We start from the raw sequence: 20006 nt of genomic DNA on the forward strand, positions 1-20006 counted from the left end.
CTTTCAGGCAGCCTGAAAAAAGGTAGAATGCTTTTCTTTTTTATTTTTGAGCCAAAATCATGTTTCAACACCCAGCCGCAGATTTATCCGAATTGGCAGCCCACACCCTGCATCTTGCCCAACAAAAAGGCGCAAGCGCAGCCGAAGTGGACGTGAGCGAATCCATTGGACAAAACGTCCAAATCCGTTTGCAAGACATTGAACAAATTGAACATCAACAAGACAAATCGCTGGACATCACCGTGTATGTGGGGCAACGCAAAGGCAGAGCCAGCACCGCCGATTTTTCGCCACGCGCCATTGAAGACACCGTTCAGGCAGCCCTAAACATTGCCCGTTACACCGCGCAAGACGAATTTGCAGGGCTTGCCGATGCCGATTTGATGGCAAAACACGTTGCCGATTTGGACAAATACCACCAATGGGATTTAACCACCCAACAAGCCATTGATTTGGCAAAACAATGTGAAAAATCCGCATTGGATTTTGACCCGCGCGTACAAAATTCCGAAGGCGCAGGCATTCAAACCAGCCATTTTCAATATGTTTATGGCAACACGCACGGCTTTTTGCAACACCAACAAGGCACACGCCACAGCCTATCGTGCAGCGTGGTCGCCAGCGACAGCAAAGGCATGGAACGCGATTATTGGTACGATGTGTCTTGCGATGCCGCACAATTGGATTCGCCCCAACAAATCGGACAAACCGCCGCACAACGCACCGTGGCACGATTGGGCGCAAAACCCATTGCCACAGGCAGCTATCCCGTGATTTTTGACCGCATGGTTGCAGGCAGCCTGATTGGGCATATTGTGGGCGGATTAAGCGGCGGCGCGTTGTATCGCGAAAACAGCTTTTTGCTCAACAGTTTAGGTAAACGCATTTTGCCCGATTTTGTGGATTTACGCGAAGAGCCACACATACCGCGCACCTTGGGCAGCACCTATTTTGACAGCGAAGGCGTGGCAACCCAACCGCGTTTTGTGATTGAAAAAGGCGTGGTGCAAGGCTACTTTTTAAGCAGTTACAGCGCAAGAAAATTGGGCATGAAAAGCACAGGCAATGCAGGTGGCGCACACAATTTGCACTTGTCGCACACGCACGAAAGCCAAGCCGACTTGTTGCGCGAAATGGGAACAGGCTTGCTGATAACCGAATTTTTGGGGCAAGGCGTGAACATGCTCACAGGCGATTATTCGCGTGGCGCGGCAGGATTTTGGGTGGAAAATGGCGTGATTGCCCACCCCGTAAACGAGATTACCGTGGCAGGCAATTTGCGTGATATGTTATTGAATATTCGCGGCATTGCCAACGACAGCCTGCGCCGCGCGTCCAGCAAAATCGGTTCAATTTATGTGGGGAACATGACGGTGGCAGGCGAATAAGAACCTGTGTTCATCAGATTGATGGCTTGATTTGATGGATAATTCTTGTGAAGTAGCGATAAAAGCAAGCGATATAAGATTGAAACCTTTGCAAAACCTACTTTATAAACTGACGTAGGGGCGGATTTCATATCCGCCTTTTTTCAATTTATTGATAAGAATGAAAATTTCTGCGAACCTAAACGGGGCAGATATGAAATCTGCCCCTACAAACCGAGTTTTGCAAAGGTTTCAGATTATGAATACAGGTTCTAAATCCCACAAATCAAAAATTTCAGGCAGCCAAAATCTGAATTGGGCTGCCTGAAAACATTCTTACCGATTAAATTTGCGTTGCTTGAATGGCGGTTAAAGCAATGGTGTACACAATGTCTTCCACCAAAGCACCACGCGACAAATCATTCACGGGTTTACGCAAACCTTGCAACATCGGGCCCACGCTCAACACATTCGCATTGCGTTGCACCGCTTTATAGGTGCAGTTGCCCGTACTCAAATTCGGGAAAATGAACACATTGGCTTTGCCAGCCACAGGGCTATTGGGCGCTTTGGATTTGGCAACGCTTTCCACCACTGCCGCATCGTATTGCAAAGGTCCATCTACCGCCAAATCGGGGCGTTTTTCGCGCACCAATTTGGTGGCGTCAATCACCAAATCCACGTCCACGCCACTGCCTGAATCAATGGTGGAATAAGAAATCATTGCCACACGCGGCTCAATGCCAAAGGCTTTTGCGCTGTCGGCAGACTGAATCGCAATTTCCGCCAACTGTTCCGCATTGGGATTGGGGTTCACGGCACAATCGCCATACACCACCACCTGACCTTGCAGAAGCATAAAGAAAATGCTGGACACAATGCTGGCATTGGGCGCGGTTTTAATCAGTTGCAAAGCAGGGCGAATCGTGTTGGCGGTGGTGTGTACCGCACCTGAAACCAAGCCGTCCACATCGTTTTGTGCCATCATCATGGTGCCCAAAACTACGGTGTCTTGTAATTGCTCACGCGCTTGCTCGGGGGTTAAGCCTTTGGATTTACGCAATTCGCACATGGGCGCAACGTATTGTTCCACCAAAGTGGCTGGGTCAATGATTTCCAAACTTTCAGGCAGCTTTAAATTGTGGGCTTTGGCAACCTCCTCCACTTCATCGCGTGGCGCAAGCAACACGCAACGCGCAATGTTTTTTTCGTGGCAAATCACGGCTGCGCGAACGGTGCGTGGCTCTGCGCCCTCGGGCAAAACAATGCGTTTATTGGCTTTTTTCGCCAAATCAATCATGTTGAAACGGAATTGCGCGGGCGAAATGCGGTCGGTTTTGAACTCGGCAATTTGTGCCAATGCGCCTGTGTTCAAATCGCTGGCTTTGCCCAACACGGGCAAATCGTTCAACAAAGCGGCAGCCTCGTTGCCCACCACGCCCACCAAATTCACGCTGGCATTGGCAAAGGCTTGTTTTGCCAAAGACAAATGTTTCTCCGCCCCTTTTTCATTAGACACGGCAAAAATCACTTGGGCGTTGAACGATGTTGCCAATGCCACATTGTATGCCGCCAAAAACACGCGCTCGGCATCGGCTGGAATGCCTTGAATCACCACATTTTGGCTTTGAATTTCAGCCACTTCGCCCACCAGAGCGTCCAACCAATCATCGGCTTTGCCTGCGGCAATCAGGTTTTCGGCACGTTCCAAATTTGCCAATGGGTTGAACACTTTGGCATCGGGCAATGCCAATGCCACGCTTTGTGCCACTTCTGCCACGTTCACATGGGCGCAAGTTGGGATAATTAAAATGTTTGCCATAATGCAATCCTTCAATTTTTATGGGTCAAAAGTTTCATTTTTCAGGCAGCCTTACAGTACACGACAAAAACTTTTGGGTTGCCTGAAATCTGTTCCCTCCCCCTTGCATAGGGGGAGGGGGTTAGATGGGTGGCAACGTCCAAAATTGTCGTGTACTGAAAGGCAGCCTGAAAGCCACGAAATGATACGCCAATCAATCAAACAGCGCAAACACGGGCGCGTGGTCGCTGGGGCGTTCGTTGGCGCGGGTTTTCAAATCCACCTGTACATCGCGCAAACGCGCTTTTAAGGCTGCCGACACCAAAATGTGGTCAATGCGTAAGCCCAAACCTTTGGGGAACATGCCGCCACGATAGTCAAACCATGTGTAGTGTGCGCCTGTGGGGTGGATTTGGCGCAAACTGTCGCACAAGCCCAAATCCAATAAGGCTTTGAACCAACTGCGTTCTTCGCTGGAACAATGGATTTTTTCGTGCCATTTCACGGGGTCGTACACATCATCATCGGCAGGCGCAATGTTGAAATCGCCCAATAAAACCAATTCGGGATACTGCGCCATTTGTTCGCGCACAAAATGGGTTAATGCGGCAAACCATTGTCTTTTATAAACAAATTTTTCGCTGTCCAAAGCCTCGCCATTCACGCAATACACGTCTATCACGCGTACGCCATTGATGGTGGCGGCAATCACGCGGCGTTGGGGGTCATCGGGCATTTGCGGCAGCCCCATTTGCACATTTTCAATGGCGTGGCGGCTGATGATTGCCACGCCGTTGTAGGTTTTTTGTCCGCTCCACGCGGTTTGCCAGCCCATCATGTTGAGCGCGGCGGCTGGAAATTTGTCTTGCTCCATTTTTAATTCTTGCAAAACAAGGACATCTGGCGAATGGGTGTGCAGCCAGTCCATCACTTGCTCGTGGCGAACGTTGAACGAATTGACGTTCCAAGTGGCGATTTTCATGCTTTTGCTTTCAAAAGTACCAAAATGGGCGCATTTTAACATTAAAAATGCCATCAACGATAAAAGGCAGCCTGAAAACCCCTATCCAAGACTTTTCAGGCTGCCTGAATTGAATCAAATCACATTACAACGTGATTTCGCGCGTTACACCATTTGCCGTTTCGGTAATTTGGAAGGTGCGGTTTTCGGTGTTTGCCACCAATTTGGCGGATACGCCTGCGGCTTGATTGTCCCACACGATTTCCAACTCTTTCGCGCCCAAGGCTTTCACGCTGAATGCGCCATCAAACGCGGCAGAAGTGTTGCGGAATTTCAGCAAATTGAACAGTTGTTGCACCACTGGGCGTTGTACCGTTTCATCAATTTCTGCCAAAGAATAGTAATGGCGGTTGATGTTGCGACCTTCTTTGGTGCGTTCCAGCAATTCAATGTCGTTTTCGCCAGCCAGCAAGCCCACATAGTAAATTTGCGGAATCCCCGGTGCGAAACATTGCAACACACGCGCCAAAATATAGGCTTGGTCGTTGTTGCCCAAAGCCGAATAATAGGTACAGTTGATTTGATAAATGTCCAAATTGTTGTATTCGGCGGAGCTGTATTTCTTCTTCACGTTTGCGCCTTGTGCGTACAGGGCTTCGCGTGTGGCTTCGCATTCTTCGTCTGTCATCAAATCTTTCACGTCCACCACGCCAATGCCGTCATGGGTGTCCAATGTGGTGAATTGTTTGCGTGGGCAGATTGCCATCCAGTTTACCAAACGGTCTACATTGCCGCTAAACAGGGTGTGCAACACCAGCATGGGCAAGGCAAAATCGTAAACATAATAATCGTGTTCGGCAATTTTCAACTGGATTGTGTAGTGTTCGTGGATTTCAGGCAGCACGGTAACATTGTGCGCGTCCAACACATCGGTGCATTCTTTCAGCGTTTCCCAAATATCGGGTTCAACAAAGAAACAATTTGTGCCAATGCGTTTGTTGGCATAGGCAAAAGCGTCCAAACGGATAATGGCTGCGCCTTGTTTGCTCAAAAATTCCAGATTGTCTTTGATGAATTTTTTGGTGGTGGCGGTGGTTACGTCCAAATCCACTTGTTGCTCGTCAAAGGTACACCATACTTTTTCTGATGTGCCATCGGCAAATTCTGCCATGCGATAAGGGGCGCGGGGTTTGCGTTTGTAGATTAAATCCACTTGTTCTTCGGTGGGTTCGCCGCCAAAATCTTTCCAAAAATCTTTGTAGCGAATGAACAAATCGCGGTATTCGGATGCGTCTTTTTTTGCCAAAAAGTCTTTAAAATAAGGCGATTGGGCGGAAATGTGGTTCACCATAAAATCAAACATCAGGTAATAATCTTTTGCCAAAGCCTGAATGTCATTCCAATCGCCAAAGGCTGGGTCCACTTTGGTGTAGTCCATGGGCGCAAAGCCACGGTCGCCCGATGATGGGAAAAACGGCAAAATGTGTACGCCGCCAATCACGCCTTGTAAATGTTTTTCCAAAACGTGTTTTAAATCTTTTAAATTGTTGCCCAAGCTGTCGGAATAGGTAATGAGCATGGCTTGATTTTTGACTGGTTGGTATGACATGGTGTTTGTCCTTAAAGTGATGTTGCCAAAAAATGTAAATTTATTACAAACTGGCAATATAGCACATTTTTTTAAACCGCAAGCATTATTTTCCATTTTGCCCTTTCAGGCTGCCTGAAAACGCGCTATATTGCGATTTTCTCCCCTTTTCAAGGCACAAAAACATGGATTTAACCGAAACCCAAATCAGCAGCACCGCCATTCACGATGCCAGCTTTTTAAAAGTGTACCAAGACCAAATCCGCCTGCCCAATGGCAACAGCAGCCAGCGTTTGGTCATTCGCCACCCTGGTGCGGCGTGTGTGTTGGCAATCACGCCTGAAAATCAGGTGGTTTTGGTGCGCCAATGGCGTTATGCCACAGGTCAGGCTCTGCTGGAAATTCCTGCTGGCAAACTGGACGAGGGCGAAGACCCCGCCCAATGCGCCCTGCGCGAATTAGCCGAAGAAACCCCCTATTCTGCCGAACGTGTTGAAAAGATTTTGCATTTTTACAGCGCACCGGGGTTTTGCGATGAAGTGCTGCACGTTTATCGCGCCATCAATGTGCAAGCCAACAGCACTTTGCAACCCGATGCCGATGAATTTGTGGAAACGGTGCTGTATTCCGCCGAACAGGTGCGTCAAGCCATTGCCAACAATGAAATTTGCGATGCCAAAACGCTCATCGCTTTGCAAACTTGGCTGATGGGGCAATCATGAACAAAATCATCATTGTCATCGCAAGTTGCGCTTTGGCAGCCTGTGCGCTCACGCCCGAACAACAAGCCAAACAACACGCCGCCCAAATCGCCTATCAACAAAATCTGCAAATCATGTTGGCACAACAATGCGACAAAGAAACGGCTGATTTAATGGCACAAAAATTCAGGCAGCCTGAATTTGCCAATGAAAAAGCACGTCAAGATTTTAACCTGAAATATTTGGACAAGGTAAACGACCCCATTTTTCAATCGTGCTACAAAATGGCTTGGCAAGCCCATGTTTCGCAACAACAATTACGTCAAATGCGCGATTATTACGACGATTGGTATGCGTGGCGTGGTTTTCATCGTCCGTGGGGGTGGTGGTAATGCAAGATGTGGGTTTGCTGCTGGTTCACGACCCCCAACAAAACACCCCGTGGCTGCACACTTGGGCGCATGGCTATCCTGAAACGGTGCAAGTTGATGTGCTGACACCTGCGGCACACGATGAGGCGGTTTACACGCAATGGCAACAGCAAATTCAGGCTGCCTGCACGCAGTTGCCCACCGACCAAATCGCCCTGATTGCACACGGCAAAGGCGTTGCCGCCACGCTGGCGTGGTACGACCAACTGCACATGGCGCAACACCGCAAAGTGGCAGCCATATTGCTGATTGCGCCCATTTACGCGGATTTGATGCACGGCAAAATGGCAGAAGTGGCACAACGCACACGTTTCACACCCAAAACCGCGCTGATTTTCAACCGCGATGACAACCCATCTTGCCCACCCGATTGGGCGCAAAATCAAGCCCTTGTGTGGCAAGCGCGCCCCTTTCCCATTTCCCATGCCCAACATCGGCTGCACACCGACCCCAATTTTGAATGGGGACGCATTTTGTTGCAAGAAATGTTGCTGTAAAAAGCCAAAGCTGCCTGAAAATGGCAAAATGCCCGTTCAGGCAGCCTTTTTGTGAACGCTGCGCCATTTGGATTTTAAACGGTTGTGCTTGACAAAATGCAAAAATGGTTTACAATTCCGTGTTTTATTGAAGCCATCGTTTTCAACCAAAACACATGATGCCCCAATTCAATCAGGGCATTTTCTTTTTGCAGGTTGTCCGCGATGTAATTTACAGCGTATTCGCTGCGACAACTTTACTGCTCAATTTTGCGCGAAACATTCAGGCTGCCTGAACGCATTTTCGCCCACAAATTTCCCAAGTTCCCATGCTTCTGCGGCTGCCTGCAACCCCATCAGGCAGAATGTTGTTGTTTCCCCATTAGGCAAAAACATGACGATTCAATTCGCCGATTTAAATTTAGATAAAAACATTCTTTCCGCATTAAAATCAGCAGGCTACGACAGCCCCACCCCCATTCAAATGCAAGCCATTCCCGCCGCTTTGCAAGACAAAGACATCATGGCTTCCGCCCAAACAGGTTCAGGCAAAACCGCCGCATTCTTGTTGCCCAGTTTGCAAAAAATCACCAAACGCAGCGAAAAATCAGGCAAAGGTCCTCGCGTTTTGGTGCTGACCCCCACACGCGAACTCGCCGCCCAAGTGGAAAAAAACGCACAAATTTACGCGCAAAACATGAAATGGGTACGCACCGTCACTTTGGTGGGTGGTTCATCTTTTGGTCAGCAAATCAAGGCTTTGAGTCGCCCCATTGACGTGATTGTGGCAACCCCAGGTCGCTTGATGGACCACATGCGCAGTGGTCGCATTGATTTTGACCGCTTGGAAGTGCTGGTGTTGGACGAAGCCGACCGCATGTTGGACATGGGTTTCATTGATGATATTGAAACCATTGTTGCCGCCACACCTGCCGACCGCCAAACTTTGCTGTTTTCCGCCACTTGGGACGGTGCAGTGGGCAAATTGGCGCGTAAATTAACGCAAAACCCTGAAATCATTGACATTGAACGCGAAGACAAACAAGGCAAAATTGAAGAGCAACTTTTGTATTGCGATGACAAAAATCACAAAAACCGTCTGCTTGACCACATTTTGCGCGATGCGAACATTGACCAATGCGTGATTTTCACGTCCACCAAAGCCATGACCGAAGTGCTGGCAGATGAATTGTACGAAAAAGGCTTTGCCGCAAATTGCTTGCATGGCGATATGCCGCAAGGTTGGCGCAATCGCACGCTGATGGATTTGCGTAAAGGGCGTTGCAAAATTTTGGTGGCAACCGATGTGGCAGCGCGTGGCATTGACATTCCCACAATCACCCACGTCATCAATTACGATTTGCCCAAACAAGCGGAAGATTATGTGCATCGCATTGGGCGCACAGGACGCGCGGGACGCACGGGCTTGGCAATTTCCTTTGCCGAAGTGAACGAATACATGGCGGTGCATAAAATTGAGCGTTACATTGAACGCAAGCTGCCTGAAACCGTGATTGAAGGCTTGGAACCCACGCGCAAACGCAACAAAAATGCCGACCGCAAACCGCGCGGTAAAGGCGGTTTCGGTGGCAAACGCGAGGGCGACCGTTGGTCCAACCGCAATGGTTCGGGCGAACGCAAACCGTATGGCGAGAAAAAATCGTTTGGCGGCAAACGTGAAGGTGGACGCGATGGCGGTTTCCGCAAAGAAGGTGGCAAACCGCGCAATGGGCGCAAACCAGCATAATCATTTGATTTTTGCAAAACTCGGTTCGCAGGGGCAGATTTCATATCTGCCCTGTTGATATTTAATGCAACGTGAATTCGGAATAAAAGTTGTTGATAAATTTAAGTAACTTTACTCCCTCTCCCTTTGGGAGAGGGCTGGGGAGAGGGTATGCTGCTCAACAACCCCTCTCTCCAACGCTTTCCCATTTACAGTTACTTATCCCCAATTCACGTTAATGTATTTGGCTTACTTTTTTTAAAAAAATCAATCGCCGAAGGCAAACATACGTTAAAATGCCCCTTTTTCCACAAAAAAGGCTGCCTGAAAAATGTTGCGGATTATGCCATTGGCTTTGTTTTCATTGGGCGTGATGTTGAGCTTTGCCCTGCCGCAACGTGGCGATGTGTGGTTGTGGATTTCACTTTGGATTGTGCTGCTTGGATTGGCGGTTTTCGCGCATTTTTCGTGCCGAAAATGGCTTTTTCAAGCGGCTTTTTATTTGATTTGTGCTTTATTTGGGGCGACTTATGGCGTGGCACGCACCCAAATCGCCCTCAATCAACAATGGCAAGCCAGCAAAATGGGCGAATCTGTCCGTTTGCGCGTTACCGTGGTGGGGCTGCCTGAACGCGATGAACACGGTCGCACCCAATTCATTGGCGTGGCTCAAACCGAATCGGGCAAAACCCATCGCTTGCAATTTCGCGATTACAACGCGCAGCGCACTTGGCAAGTGGGCGATGTGTGGCAAATGCAAACCAAAATCCGCCCCAGCATTGGCGCACACAATGCGGTGGGATTTGACCGCGAAGCATGGGCTTTGGCAAATGGCATTGACGGCTTGGCAAATGTCCCCAAAAACGCGCAAAAGCTGCCTGAAAATCGCTTTTCGTGGTTCAATTTCAATGTTTTACGCGCCAAAATTTCACAAAATTGGCAAAGTGCCAGCAAGCCCTATCCACAAGGTGTGGCACTCATGCAAGCCTTGGCGGTGGGCAATCGTGGCGGTTTGCAGCCTGAACATTGGGCGGCATTTCGCCCTTTGGGTTTGAATCATTTAATCAGCATTTCGGGTTTGCACATCAGCATGGTGGGGCTGCTGGCGGCATGGCTTGCCAGCAAAATTGCGTTTTATTTGCCTGTGCGCGTGGCGCGACCGCGCGTGTTGGTGCTGGCTGTGGGTGGATTTTTTGCTTTTGTTTACACAGGTTTGGCGGGATTTGAAGTGCCTGCTTTACGCAGTTTGTTGATGTTGTCGCTGTTTGCGTGGGCTTGGGCGTTTCGCAGCGATTGGGGGGCGTGGCGGATTTGGTGGTTGGCACTCACTGGGGTATTGTTGTTTCAGCCAGCCGCCGTGTTGTCGGTGGGATTTTGGTTGTCGTTTGGTTTGGTGGGCGGTTTGCTTTGGACTTTTGTGGCGCGTTTGCAGCCGCAGCGACAATCGCGTCTTAAAAACAAAATTCATGCTTTAAAACAAGCCATTATTGCACAATGGGCAGCCACTTTGCTGGGCGGCATCATGACGATTTATGGATTTGGCGCCTTGGCGGTGTACAGCCCGCTTGTGAATGCGGTGGCGATTCCTGTGTTTTCGTGGCTGCTGGTGCCGATTGCCTTGGGGGTTTCGGTGTTGCCATTTGAATGGGCGATTCATGCGGCGGCGGCTTTGGGCGAATGGGTCATGAATGCTTTAATGTGGCTGGGTTTCAGGCTGCCTGAATGGTATTTTGCTCATGCACCGTTTCCCTTGTTTTTGTTGGCGATTTTGGCAACATTGGTGTTGCTGTTGCCGCAGGGTTTGCGTTTGAAACCTTTGGCGGTGGTGGCGATTATTGCGTTTGCGGTTTATCGTCCGCCCGTTTCAGGCAGCCTGAAAATGCACGTTTTTGATGTGGGGCAAGGTTTGGCGGTGCTGCTGCAAACACCGCAGCACAATGTGTTGTTTGATACCGCCACCGCCGCAGCAGCCAGCACGCAACTTTTGCCCAATTTGCACGCTTTGGGTGTCAAACGCTTGGACGCGCTCATCGTTTCCCACCACGATGACGACCACGCAGGCGGCTTGCCCATCGTGCAAAAACAACTTCCCATCAAAAACCTGTACGCAGGGCAACCCGAATTTTACCGCCACGCCCAACATTGCACAGGCGGCACCCATTTCAAAATGGACAACGTGATTTTTGAATGGCTCACACCCCCACCCGAACAAATGGGCGATGATGACAACGAAAAAAGTTGCGTATTGCGCGTGGTTTCAGGCAGCCCAAATCACATCACGCAAATGGTGGCAACGCAAACCGTTTTGATAGGGGCTAATGACAATTTGGGCGGGAAGTTGGTTTTTCAGGCAAAATAGTCAAATTCAAGGAAAAAATGCGCGTCAATGCCACCCATTGGCGCGTATTTTTGACGCAGAAGTTGGCGATTTTGATGAAAAAACAATCGCGAAACGAATTGTCATTAGCCCCTAGCAACCATAAAAAATTCAGGCAGCCCACACACAACAGGCTGCCTGAATACAGGTTCACAATTATTTCACTTGACCAAACCATTTTTCCAACAATTTATCGTAAGTGCCATCTGCCTTAACCGCAGCCAAACCATCGTTGATTTGTTTCAACACTTGCGTATTGCCTTTTCTCACCGCAAACGCCAAATCTTTTTTCTTATCACCAATTGGTACCACACGGGTTTTGATGTCTTTTTGTTTCAACTGATAATATTGCAAAATGCGGCTGTCGCCCAAAGTGCCATCAGCACTGCCTTTATACATTTCTGCCAGCGACAAATAAAAACTGTTTGCTGCAATCACATTTTCAGGTGCGCCTGTCAACTCTTGCGCTGTGGTAACATTGCTTTTGCTGCTGCCATTGACAGCAATTTTTTTGCCTTTAAAATCCTGTGCGGTTTTCAGATTGGCGTTTTCAGGTTTATCCAAAATGTAAATTTCACGGCTAAAATCCAAAAATGGTTGGCTGAAATCCATTTGTTCCATGCGCTCGGGCGTAATGGAAATGGCAGAAGCCCAAATGACAAACTTACCGTTATTCAAAGTATCCACCAAATCCTTGCGCGGCGTGTGAATAAACGTTACATTAAATTTGGCTTTTTCAGCAATCGCTTGAAGCAATTCCACTTCAAAGCCAGTTGGCATACCATTTTCCTGTTTAAACTCAAAAGGTTCATAGTTGATTTCCGAACCCACCAAATAAGTGGGATAATCGGGATTGCTTGCAGCAGCCACAGTAGGTGCCACAGGCGTTGTGGGTTTGGTGGTGGTTACTTCGGACGTTGGCGTTGGCTCTGATGCTTTACGAGTACCTGTTGTGTTGGATTCACCACACGCTACCAAAATCAAACTTGCGGCAATGGCGGTCAAAAATGTCAAATGTTTTTTCATAAGAGCACCTTTTTGTTTAAAAAATAATGTTGGCATGGAAAACAAATTTTAACAAAAATAAATAAAAATTTAAATACCGCGCTCTAAAAAACCCCTTTTCATTTTGAAAAACAAATTAATTTATAGCAAAAAACTATTTCATATCCACATTACCCATCCACATCAATTCAATATGAACGACCATGACCTCATTGATTTATTATTGGAACATTTGTGGCTGCAAGAACGCCTGTCGCAAAACACGCTGGACGCATACCGCCGCGATTTACACAAAATCGCCCAACGCTTGCACGCCGAACAATTGCATTTTCTCACCGCCAATCGTCAGCAACTGGCAGCCGCCATTTACACGCCCCACGAAGAAGCCCGTTCGCAAAGTCGCGCCCTATCCGCCTGCAAGCGCCTGTATCGCTGGCTGGCTGAAACCGCCCAACGCCACGACAACCCCACCCGTGAACTCAAAACCATTCAAACAGGGCAAACGCTGCCACAAATCATCACCGAAACGCAAATTGACGATTTGCTCAACGCCCCCGACACCAGCAGCACACATGGTTTACGCGATAAAGCCTTGTTGGAATTGATGTATGCCACAGGTTTACGCGTCAGCGAAGCCGTGGGTGTGCGCCTGAATGAAATCCATTTAAACAATGGTTTGGTCAATACCATCGGCAAGGGCAACAAGCAGCGCATCGTGCCTTTGGGCGAAGAAGCCGCATATTGGATAGACAAATATGTGCAACAATCGCGTCCACAATTATTGAAAGATGTGCCGTGTGATGAGTTGTTTGTCAGCCAAAAAAAGGGCGGCATGACGCGCCAACTGGCTTGGTTGATTGTGAAAAATTATGCGCAACAAGTGGGCATTAACCATTTGTCGCCCCACAGTTTGCGCCACGCTTTTGCCACCCATTTGGTCAATCACGGGGCAGATTTGCGTACGGTACAAATGCTGTTGGGGCATGCCGATATTTCCACCACGCAAATTTACACCCACGTTGCCAATGAACGCTTGAAAAATGTGGTGTTACAATTTCACCCACGCGCCTGATTTTCAGGCAGCCTGAAACAAAAATGTCGCAAAATTGCACATTGTCAAGGCAAACATTTGGATTTCACAAAATTTCACGCTATAATCGGCACAGCAGTTTACAACATGAAAATCGTGGGCAGGACAATTGCCCATGCCCATTTTTTTCCATTAACATAAAATAGGACGAAACATCATGACAAAACCATTCACTTGGCAGTTGAGCGCATGTGCTTGCGCGGTATTGTTGGCAGCCTGCGGCAGCAGCAGCGCCCCCAAAGATTTGCCTGTTAATGTTGCCATCAGCAGCACCAACACAACAGAAAAAACCGACAGCACCAGCACAGCCACGGCAGACAGCGTCAGCACAACCACAGACAATGCTGGCACAACCACAGATAATACCAGCACAACAGATACCAACAGCAGCAATAACAGTACCGATACCAGCAACACAGGTTCAACTGGTAACACAACAGGCAACACTTCTGAAAACAAAACAGAAACAATTATTCAATATCAAGATACACCATTCAGCAAAAACATGACTTTTGACGATGGTTTCCAATGGGGCGGTGTAGCAACCCAACAACCCCATTTGCGTGATACCAAACACGTTTTGAGTGGTGGTCAATTGGATAAAGTGGTGGTTGATGGCGAAGAAATCATGTTGTTTAAAGCCACGCACACACCACGCATCAATGTGATGACCAGTGGTGGTATCAAAGATGAAGAAGTAGATGGTCAAATAATTCGCAAATACAGCAATGCGGTTCACCAATCCACACGCGGTGGTTACAGCTACACTTGGTTCGGTATCATCAATAAACCTCGCGAAGATGTGAAATGGGAGGATGGCACAACCGAACACATTGATACCATGATTGCCCACGGTAAATTGACACCCAAAGAAGAAGTCCCTACCACAGGCACTGCCAAATACAATGGTCATGCCATTTACTATACCAATGGTGTACCCAGTTTCCCTGCAACAGATAAATCAAATCGCATTTTACCAATCGACCCCGATAAAAAATTGGGTACCACCCAATTTGATGTGAATTATGGTGAAAAAACCATCACAGGTACGATTAAAGACGATGCCAAAGAAGCTGCTGATATTGCTTTGCAAGGTAAAATTGATGGCAACAGCTTTGAAGGCTCAAAAGCCCAAAAATACAATGGCAAAGATGTGAACGTGGAAATGAAAGGTCGTTTCTTTGGTCCTAATGCTGCTGAATTGGGTGGCGTATTCAACAGCCGTGAAAATGACGACATCTTGGGTGCATTTGGCGCAAAAAAAGCGAAATAATTTGCTTTTCATTTAAAAACGGTTTCAGGCAGCGTGGCACAACGTGGCTGCTTGAAATCGTTTTCTTTTGTGGAAAATCATCATGAAAATAAAAATGTTATCGTGTTTGGTGTGGTCGGCAAGCTGCGGTGTGGTGGCGGCACAAACCCCCATTGATTTGCCCGCGCAACCCAGCGAACATTTTGACACCGCCCTGCCTGAAAAACACCCCAATATTGCGCCACCCCAAGCCCCTGCCCAGCCCAGCAATGACCCAAGTGTGCGCCACATCAGCTCACAAGATTTGCGCCACAATCCCGAATTGCTGCAACACGCTCTGGATTCCGCCATCATGACGCGCAATGAAGATGCGGTGCGCTTGCTCGCGCCCATTTACAATGAGCTTGATGATAAAGACGAAATTTTGGCACAATACGCCCAAGCGCGTGTGGCGCAAGCCGATGGCAAAACCCAACAAGCCATTGCTTTGTATGAAAATATTGTTGCCCAAAAACCAGAGGCTGCTCCCGTTCGTTTTGATTTGGTGCAAACCTTGTTGCAAGATTCGCGCCATCATGATGCGAAAAAACACATCGCCCTTTTGCAAAAAGACGAAAATTTACCCCAAGAAATCAACAATGTATTGATAGAACAACAGGCTTATTTGCGTCAGCAGCACAAATGGCGGCTTTCAGGCAGCCTGAATTACATTCAAGAAGACAACATCAACAACGCCCCCAAACAATCCGTTTTGGAAACCGAAACAGGCACTTGGCGGTTTTCCCCACCCGAAAAAGCGCGTGGCGTGTCCTACGATTTTGCCGCCGACAAAAAAATCCCGCTCAAAGGCAACTGGTCGGCACAACTGGGCGTACAGGCTTACGGCAAGCATTATCCGCAAAAACACAGCTACAACGATTTGAACTTGGGCGTGAGCGCAGGCGTATCGCACCGCAACATCAAACGCGAATGGCGCATTACCCCCCTTGCCGAAAAACGCTGGTTTGGCGGCAAACCCTATTCGCAACAATACGGCTTGCGCGTGCAACACAACCGCGCCTTAAATCGCAAATGGCACAGTTTCAGCAGCGTCCGCGCCGCCTACACCCAACACAAGCACCGCGATTTTTTGGACGGCAGCAGCTTTTCCGCCTCACAAAGTTTTCAGTATCAAGTCAATCCGCGCAACACTTTGATTGTGGGCGCAGATTTGTTGCGCGAAAATGCGCGAGACAAAAGTTCAGCCAGCTTTCGCCAAGCAGCGCGTGTGGGTTGGGTAAACCGTTGGAAAGGCTTGGAAACTTCGGTGCATTTAACCGCGTCCACACGCCGCTACGACAGCGCAGACTGGTTTCTCAACCAACGCCGCAAAGACCGCGAATACAGCAGCTACCTGACCCTTGCCCACAACAAAATCCAATGGCGCGGTTTCATGCCCAAATTGGCGTGGCGCGCCAGCAAGCAAAACAGCAACCATGTTTTGTATCGCTATCGCAAACAGCAGGTGTTTGTGGAACTGGATAAAGCATTTTAAAATCAAATCATTATATTGATTTTCTAGCCAAACGCAGCAAAATCGGCTATGATTTGGCTTTGTTTTTTTGTTCAGGCAGCCTGAACGCATTTTTTCAAAAGGATACGCCCATTATGATGGTACTTTATTCAGGCATTACTTGCCCATTTAGCCACCGTTGCCGTTTTGTGTTGTTTGAAAAAGGCATGGACTTTGAAATCAAAGACATTGACGTGTTCAACAAACCCGAAGATTTGGCGGTCATGAACCCCTACAACCAAGTGCCTGTGTTGGTGGAACGCGATTTGATTTTGTACGAATCCAACATCATCAACGAATACATTGACGAGCGTTTTCCCCACCCCCAACTGATGCCCGCCGACCCTGTTATGCGCGGTCGCGGACGCTTGGTGCTGCATCGTTTGGAAAAAGAATTGTTCATTCATGTGCAAACTTTGGAAAACACCAACGCCAGCAGCAAAGAACAAAGCAAAGCGCGTGAAGCCATTGCCAACGGTTTAACCATGATTGCGCCTGCTTTTGCCAAAAACAAATACGTTTTGGGCGATGATTTTTCCATGATTGATGTGGCACTTGCCCCATTGTTGTGGCGACTTGACCATTACGACATCAAATTGCCCAAATCCGCCGCGCCCATTTTGAAATCTGCTGAACGCATTTTCCAACGCCAAGCCTTTATTGACGCGCTGACCCCAGCCGAAAAAGCAATGAGAAAATAACCATGGCAAGTTCACAAAAACCGTATTTGCTCCGCGCTTTGTATGAGTGGTGTTTGGACAATGCCTACACGCCCTACATTGCCGTGTGGGTAAACGAGCATACGCGCGTGCCAGCACAATTTGTGAAAGATGAGCAAATTGTGTTGAGCATCAGCCCCACCGCCACCAAAGATTTGTTGATTGACAATGAATGGGTTAATTTTCATGCGCGATTTGGTGGTGTGTCGCACGAAATTTGGGTACCTGTTGGTCATGTGATGAGCCTGTTTAGCAAAGAAACGGGCGAAGGCATGGGTTTTGAGGTGGAACCCCATCAACCAGCCGATTCAGGCAGCCCAAACCCTGCCACCGAACCCACCACAGACACACCCAAAAAGAAAAATCTCAAATTGGTTAAATAAGGAAAACATGATGAAAAACATGATTTTGGCAATTTTATTCGCCAGTGCATTGGCGGCTTGTTCTGGCACAGGTTCAGGCAGCAGCCAAATGTATGGCGAAATCAAAGGCGGCGTGGAAAGCGGTCGCACATTCTGATTGAACAAAAACAGGCAGCCCGAAAATTTTTTCAGGCTGCCTTTCAATACCATAAGGGGTAATGTTTTGAAATTTTGGCATTATTTGTGGCTGGCATTATTGGGCTGGTCGCTGACGGTTTATGCGGACGATGTTGAAACACACGCACCCACCCTAACCGATTTGAGCATCAACATCAAACAAAGCGAAAATGAGGTTCTGAGCCAAATAGATGGCGAACCCGAAATGCAAATCATCGGCTATTTTGATGCAAAAACCGCAAAAATCCACACCAAACCACGGCAAAACAGCCAATTTGTACGCAAATTATGGGGCAAAAATGCCAATGGCGATTTCATTTTGCAAGATTTTTATCTGCACGATGACAACGACAATCAGCCCATGACATCGGCTTACATTTTGCCCAAAAAGCAAAATCCCAAACGCAAGGCGATTATGGGGCGCGTTCAGGCTGCGGCGTTGGCGTGGTATCGTGAAACAGGGCTGCCTGAAAAAGTCATGCTGTTTGACGAAAACCAACGCATAAACAAGGTCTATCATTTTGATGAAACAGGTTCATTAAGCAAAATGCTTGATTTTTCAGATAATTTATCCATGTGACTGTTTTATGAAGGCGGTTCGCCCAAAATTCATGTGAGCGGCTTAAACTTGCAAGCGTGGTACAACAACGGGCAAATGCGCCTGCTCTCACAACAAAATGGCGACAGCCAAATTTGGCACGAAAACGGTCAGCTTTACTACCAAAATACGGAAAACAAAATCGCGTTTTTCCACGAAAATGGGCAAACGGCTTTGGAATTGGTGGACAACCAAATCTCCGCTTGGGACAAAGACGGCACACCCATTACCGCCAATCGGGCAGCAACTTTGAAACAGCATTTGAGCCAAGTGAAACAAACGCGCGATGATGTTTTGAATGAAATCAAAATCAACAGCACCCACTGAAACCAAAGCTGCCTGGAATCGGTTTTCAGGCAGCTTTTGATTCATTCACAACCGTGAATTGTAATATTGATACGCCAATTCCATGTTTTCAAATTGGTGCATTTTGCCTTCGTCCAAAACCATGGCATTGTCGCAATATTCCTTCATCGCGCTGTGGCTGTGCGACACCAAAATGATGGAGCGGTCTTGACGGCGTTCAAAAAGCTCATATTTGCATTTATCGGCAAAACGCGAATCGCCCACCGCAATCACTTCATCAATCAAATAGCAGTCAAATTCCACCGCCAGCGACAAGGCAAACGCCAAACGCGCCTTCATGCCCGATGAATAGCGTTTGACGGGCTCGTACAAATAACGCCCCAACTCTGAAAAACTTTCAGTAAAATCATGGACATAATCTTCATCTGCATCGTAAACGCGACAAATGAAACGCAAATTGTCCATACCCGTCAGGCTGCCTTGAAATGCGCCCGAAAACGCCAAAGGCCAAGAAATGCTCATTTGGCGTTTGATTTGTCCTGCGGTGGGGGCTTCAACGCCACTCAACAGGCGAATCAGGGTGGATTTGCCTGCGCCATTGCGCCCCAAAATGCCAATTTTTTCGCCTTTTTGCAATTTAAAATTGATGTCGTCCAACACCATGCGCCAGCCTGAATTGGTTTTATAGCGTTTGTAAACGTGTTCTACGGAAATCATTCGGGTTCAACTCCATCGCTGAATGCGCGTACCATCAACAAGCCCAAAAGCAGCAAAGCCAAATTGCACAAAAACAAAAACCACGGTTGTTCCAAGGTAATGACGCTGCTGCCAAAATAGCCGTGCCGAAACATTTCCGTGCCGTGTATCATGGGAATGCGTAAAGCCAGCTCCTGAACAGGTGCAGGCAGCGAATTCACAAAGAAAAACACCCCAGAAATGGGAAACAACACAAAACTCAACACACTCCATATTTTGCCAAACACTTCAAAATGAAAGGCAACCGAGCAAATGATTAAGCCAAATCCCACCGCAAACATCGCCATCAACAACCACGCAAATATCATGTACATGGGGTCGGCAGGCAAATCAATCCAACCAATCACAATCAAAAGCGTCATGATGACAATTTGGGCAATGGTTGCACCGCCAATTTCCAAAATCATGCGGGCAAAAATCGTGTCCAACACACGCACATTGCGGTGGTAAAGCAAACCAATATTGCCCGCAATCGCACCAATGGCACGGTTGGAAGCATTGCGCCACATCATCGCCAAAGGATAACCTGTTGCCACAAAAGCCACCATGTTCAGGCTGGAAAATTTGTCGGCACGCATAAATTTCCACATCATGACCATAAATAAAGTCATGAGCAAAGGCTCCACAAACAGCCACAAAAAACCGATGTTTCTGCGACCATAGCGTGTGATGATTTCGCGCATCAGCAATGCGCCAATCACGCGCTTTTGAATCTGCCACGATTCGCGCAAACTGGTTTCATGCAAATTTTTCATCGCCAT

General features: G+C 48.0%; 21 protein-coding genes. 14 read left to right on the forward strand and 7 right to left on the reverse strand.

Annotated elements, in window-relative coordinates; genetic code table 11:
• Positions 1-56 precede the first annotated feature (56 nt).
• Positions 57-1388, forward strand: coding sequence for a metalloprotease PmbA (pmbA, locus tag H3L97_RS09070; protein WP_179655759.1), 1332 nt, complete (start codon positions 57-59; stop codon positions 1386-1388).
• Positions 1389-1710: 322 nt separating this feature from the next.
• Here pmbA and pta read toward each other — a convergent pair whose 3' ends face one another.
• The 3 genes from pta to gtfA form a co-directional block, all read right to left on the reverse strand.
• On the reverse strand, positions 1711-3189 hold the full coding sequence (gene pta / locus H3L97_RS09075) for a phosphate acetyltransferase (protein WP_097113233.1): 1479 nt from the start codon (positions 3187-3189) through the stop codon (positions 1711-1713).
• A 193-nt stretch (positions 3190-3382) separates the two neighbouring features.
• On the reverse strand, positions 3383-4150 hold the full coding sequence (gene xth / locus H3L97_RS09080; RefSeq protein WP_097113295.1) for an exodeoxyribonuclease III: 768 nt from the start codon (positions 4148-4150) through the stop codon (positions 3383-3385).
• A gap of 124 nt (positions 4151-4274) precedes the next feature.
• Entirely contained in the window at positions 4275-5738 is a 1464-nt protein-coding gene (gtfA, locus tag H3L97_RS09085; RefSeq protein WP_097113234.1) for a sucrose phosphorylase, read from the reverse strand.
• Between the two features lie 164 nt (positions 5739-5902).
• Between gtfA and H3L97_RS09090 the strand changes: the two genes are divergently transcribed.
• Genes H3L97_RS09090 through H3L97_RS09100 form a run of 3 tightly spaced genes read left to right on the forward strand, consistent with a single transcriptional unit; the run spans position 5903 to position 7346 of the window.
• Positions 5903-6439, forward strand: a complete 537-nt coding sequence (locus H3L97_RS09090; protein WP_097113235.1) for an NUDIX hydrolase — start codon at positions 5903-5905, stop codon at positions 6437-6439.
• Positions 6436-6810 (forward strand): hypothetical protein, encoded by a 375-nt coding sequence (locus H3L97_RS09095; RefSeq protein ID WP_097113236.1) that lies wholly within the window; start codon positions 6436-6438, stop codon positions 6808-6810. Before H3L97_RS09090 ends, H3L97_RS09095 begins: the two co-directional genes overlap by 4 nt.
• Positions 6774-7346, forward strand: coding sequence for an alpha/beta hydrolase (locus tag H3L97_RS09100; RefSeq protein WP_143269080.1), 573 nt, complete (start codon positions 6774-6776; stop codon positions 7344-7346). Before H3L97_RS09095 ends, H3L97_RS09100 begins: the two co-directional genes overlap by 37 nt.
• A gap of 243 nt (positions 7347-7589) precedes the next feature.
• Here the strand turns inward: H3L97_RS09100 and H3L97_RS12080 are convergent, their stop codons facing one another.
• The gene (locus H3L97_RS12080; RefSeq protein ID WP_257010968.1) at positions 7590-7721 is read right to left on the reverse strand and encodes a hypothetical protein; all 132 of its coding nucleotides are present in this window, start codon (positions 7719-7721) and stop codon (positions 7590-7592) included.
• On the opposite strand from H3L97_RS12080, the gene H3L97_RS09105 reads away from it, so the two are divergent.
• Both H3L97_RS09105 and H3L97_RS09110 read left to right on the forward strand, forming a co-directional pair.
• Entirely contained in the window at positions 7720-9072 is a 1353-nt protein-coding gene (locus tag H3L97_RS09105) for a DEAD/DEAH box helicase (protein ID WP_097113238.1), read from the forward strand. The genes H3L97_RS12080 and H3L97_RS09105 overlap by 2 nt on opposite strands.
• A gap of 310 nt (positions 9073-9382) precedes the next feature.
• Positions 9383-11410: a DNA internalization-related competence protein ComEC/Rec2 gene (locus tag H3L97_RS09110; RefSeq protein ID WP_097113239.1), complete on the forward strand. Its 2028-nt coding sequence runs from the start codon at positions 9383-9385 to the stop codon at positions 11408-11410.
• Between the two features lie 174 nt (positions 11411-11584).
• Here the strand turns inward: H3L97_RS09110 and H3L97_RS09115 are convergent, their stop codons facing one another.
• Positions 11585-12454, reverse strand: coding sequence for a transporter substrate-binding domain-containing protein (locus H3L97_RS09115; protein WP_179655754.1), 870 nt, complete (start codon positions 12452-12454; stop codon positions 11585-11587).
• A gap of 172 nt (positions 12455-12626) precedes the next feature.
• Between H3L97_RS09115 and xerD the strand changes: the two genes are divergently transcribed.
• From xerD to H3L97_RS09150, 8 genes are all read left to right on the forward strand, one after another.
• Positions 12627-13505 carry a site-specific tyrosine recombinase XerD gene (gene xerD, locus H3L97_RS09120; protein ID WP_097113242.1) on the forward strand — a complete coding sequence of 293 codons (879 nt, stop codon included), beginning with the start codon at positions 12627-12629 and terminating at the stop codon, positions 13503-13505.
• A gap of 175 nt (positions 13506-13680) precedes the next feature.
• Positions 13681-14796 (forward strand): transferrin-binding protein-like solute binding protein, encoded by a 1116-nt coding sequence (locus H3L97_RS09125; protein WP_097113243.1) that lies wholly within the window; start codon positions 13681-13683, stop codon positions 14794-14796.
• Between the two features lie 82 nt (positions 14797-14878).
• Entirely contained in the window at positions 14879-16309 is a 1431-nt protein-coding gene (locus H3L97_RS09130; RefSeq protein ID WP_097113244.1) for a surface lipoprotein assembly modifier, read from the forward strand.
• A 113-nt stretch (positions 16310-16422) separates the two neighbouring features.
• Positions 16423-17028 (forward strand): glutathione S-transferase N-terminal domain-containing protein, encoded by a 606-nt coding sequence (locus H3L97_RS09135; protein ID WP_097113296.1) that lies wholly within the window; start codon positions 16423-16425, stop codon positions 17026-17028.
• A 2-nt stretch (positions 17029-17030) separates the two neighbouring features.
• Positions 17031-17429, forward strand: coding sequence for a ClpXP protease specificity-enhancing factor (locus tag H3L97_RS09140; protein ID WP_097113245.1), 399 nt, complete (start codon positions 17031-17033; stop codon positions 17427-17429).
• A gap of 7 nt (positions 17430-17436) precedes the next feature.
• Entirely contained in the window at positions 17437-17565 is a 129-nt protein-coding gene (locus tag H3L97_RS12085; RefSeq protein ID WP_263480785.1) for a hypothetical protein, read from the forward strand.
• A 66-nt stretch (positions 17566-17631) separates the two neighbouring features.
• Complete coding sequence (locus H3L97_RS09145; protein ID WP_143269081.1) at positions 17632-18165, forward strand: hypothetical protein; 534 nt, start codon at positions 17632-17634, stop codon at positions 18163-18165.
• A 33-nt stretch (positions 18166-18198) separates the two neighbouring features.
• Entirely contained in the window at positions 18199-18510 is a 312-nt protein-coding gene (locus H3L97_RS09150; protein ID WP_097113247.1) for a hypothetical protein, read from the forward strand.
• A 45-nt stretch (positions 18511-18555) separates the two neighbouring features.
• Here the strand turns inward: H3L97_RS09150 and H3L97_RS09155 are convergent, their stop codons facing one another.
• Together H3L97_RS09155 and H3L97_RS09160 are read right to left on the reverse strand one after the other, a co-directional pair.
• On the reverse strand, positions 18556-19206 hold the full coding sequence (locus H3L97_RS09155; protein WP_097113248.1) for an ABC transporter ATP-binding protein: 651 nt from the start codon (positions 19204-19206) through the stop codon (positions 18556-18558).
• The gene (locus tag H3L97_RS09160; protein WP_179655755.1) at positions 19203-20000 is read right to left on the reverse strand and encodes an ABC transporter permease; all 798 of its coding nucleotides are present in this window, start codon (positions 19998-20000) and stop codon (positions 19203-19205) included. Before H3L97_RS09160 ends, H3L97_RS09155 begins: the two co-directional genes overlap by 4 nt.
• Positions 20001-20006 lie beyond the last annotated feature (6 nt).

Source organism: Alysiella filiformis, from assembly GCF_014054525.1.
In the GTDB taxonomy this organism is placed as follows: Bacteria; Pseudomonadota; Gammaproteobacteria; order Burkholderiales; family Neisseriaceae; genus Simonsiella; species Simonsiella filiformis.

Bases quoted from the DNA above. Each gene is read 5' to 3' on its own strand.
- pta (WP_097113233.1), bottom strand. From the start codon at position 3,189: ATGGCAAACATTTTAATTATCCCAACTTGCGCCCATGTGAACGTGGCA.
- xth (WP_097113295.1), bottom strand. From the start codon at position 4,150: ATGAAAATCGCCACTTGGAACGTCAATTCGTTCAACGTTCGCCACGAG.
- gtfA (WP_097113234.1), bottom strand. From the start codon at position 5,738: ATGTCATACCAACCAGTCAAAAATCAAGCCATGCTCATTACCTATTCC.
- H3L97_RS09090 (WP_097113235.1), top strand. From the start codon at position 5,903: ATGGATTTAACCGAAACCCAAATCAGCAGCACCGCCATTCACGATGCC.
- H3L97_RS09095 (WP_097113236.1), top strand. From the start codon at position 6,436: ATGAACAAAATCATCATTGTCATCGCAAGTTGCGCTTTGGCAGCCTGT.
- H3L97_RS09105 (WP_097113238.1), top strand. From the start codon at position 7,720: ATGACGATTCAATTCGCCGATTTAAATTTAGATAAAAACATTCTTTCC.
- H3L97_RS12080 (WP_257010968.1), bottom strand. From the start codon at position 7,721: ATGTTTTTGCCTAATGGGGAAACAACAACATTCTGCCTGATGGGGTTG.
- H3L97_RS09110 (WP_097113239.1), top strand. From the start codon at position 9,383: ATGTTGCGGATTATGCCATTGGCTTTGTTTTCATTGGGCGTGATGTTG.
- H3L97_RS09115 (WP_179655754.1), bottom strand. From the start codon at position 12,454: ATGAAAAAACATTTGACATTTTTGACCGCCATTGCCGCAAGTTTGATT.
- xerD (WP_097113242.1), top strand. From the start codon at position 12,627: ATGAACGACCATGACCTCATTGATTTATTATTGGAACATTTGTGGCTG.
- H3L97_RS09125 (WP_097113243.1), top strand. From the start codon at position 13,681: ATGACAAAACCATTCACTTGGCAGTTGAGCGCATGTGCTTGCGCGGTA.
- H3L97_RS09130 (WP_097113244.1), top strand. From the start codon at position 14,879: ATGAAAATAAAAATGTTATCGTGTTTGGTGTGGTCGGCAAGCTGCGGT.
- H3L97_RS09135 (WP_097113296.1), top strand. From the start codon at position 16,423: ATGATGGTACTTTATTCAGGCATTACTTGCCCATTTAGCCACCGTTGC.
- H3L97_RS09140 (WP_097113245.1), top strand. From the start codon at position 17,031: ATGGCAAGTTCACAAAAACCGTATTTGCTCCGCGCTTTGTATGAGTGG.
- H3L97_RS12085 (WP_263480785.1), top strand. From the start codon at position 17,437: ATGATGAAAAACATGATTTTGGCAATTTTATTCGCCAGTGCATTGGCG.
- H3L97_RS09155 (WP_097113248.1), bottom strand. From the start codon at position 19,206: ATGATTTCCGTAGAACACGTTTACAAACGCTATAAAACCAATTCAGGC.
- H3L97_RS09160 (WP_179655755.1), bottom strand. From the start codon at position 20,000: ATGAAAAATTTGCATGAAACCAGTTTGCGCGAATCGTGGCAGATTCAA.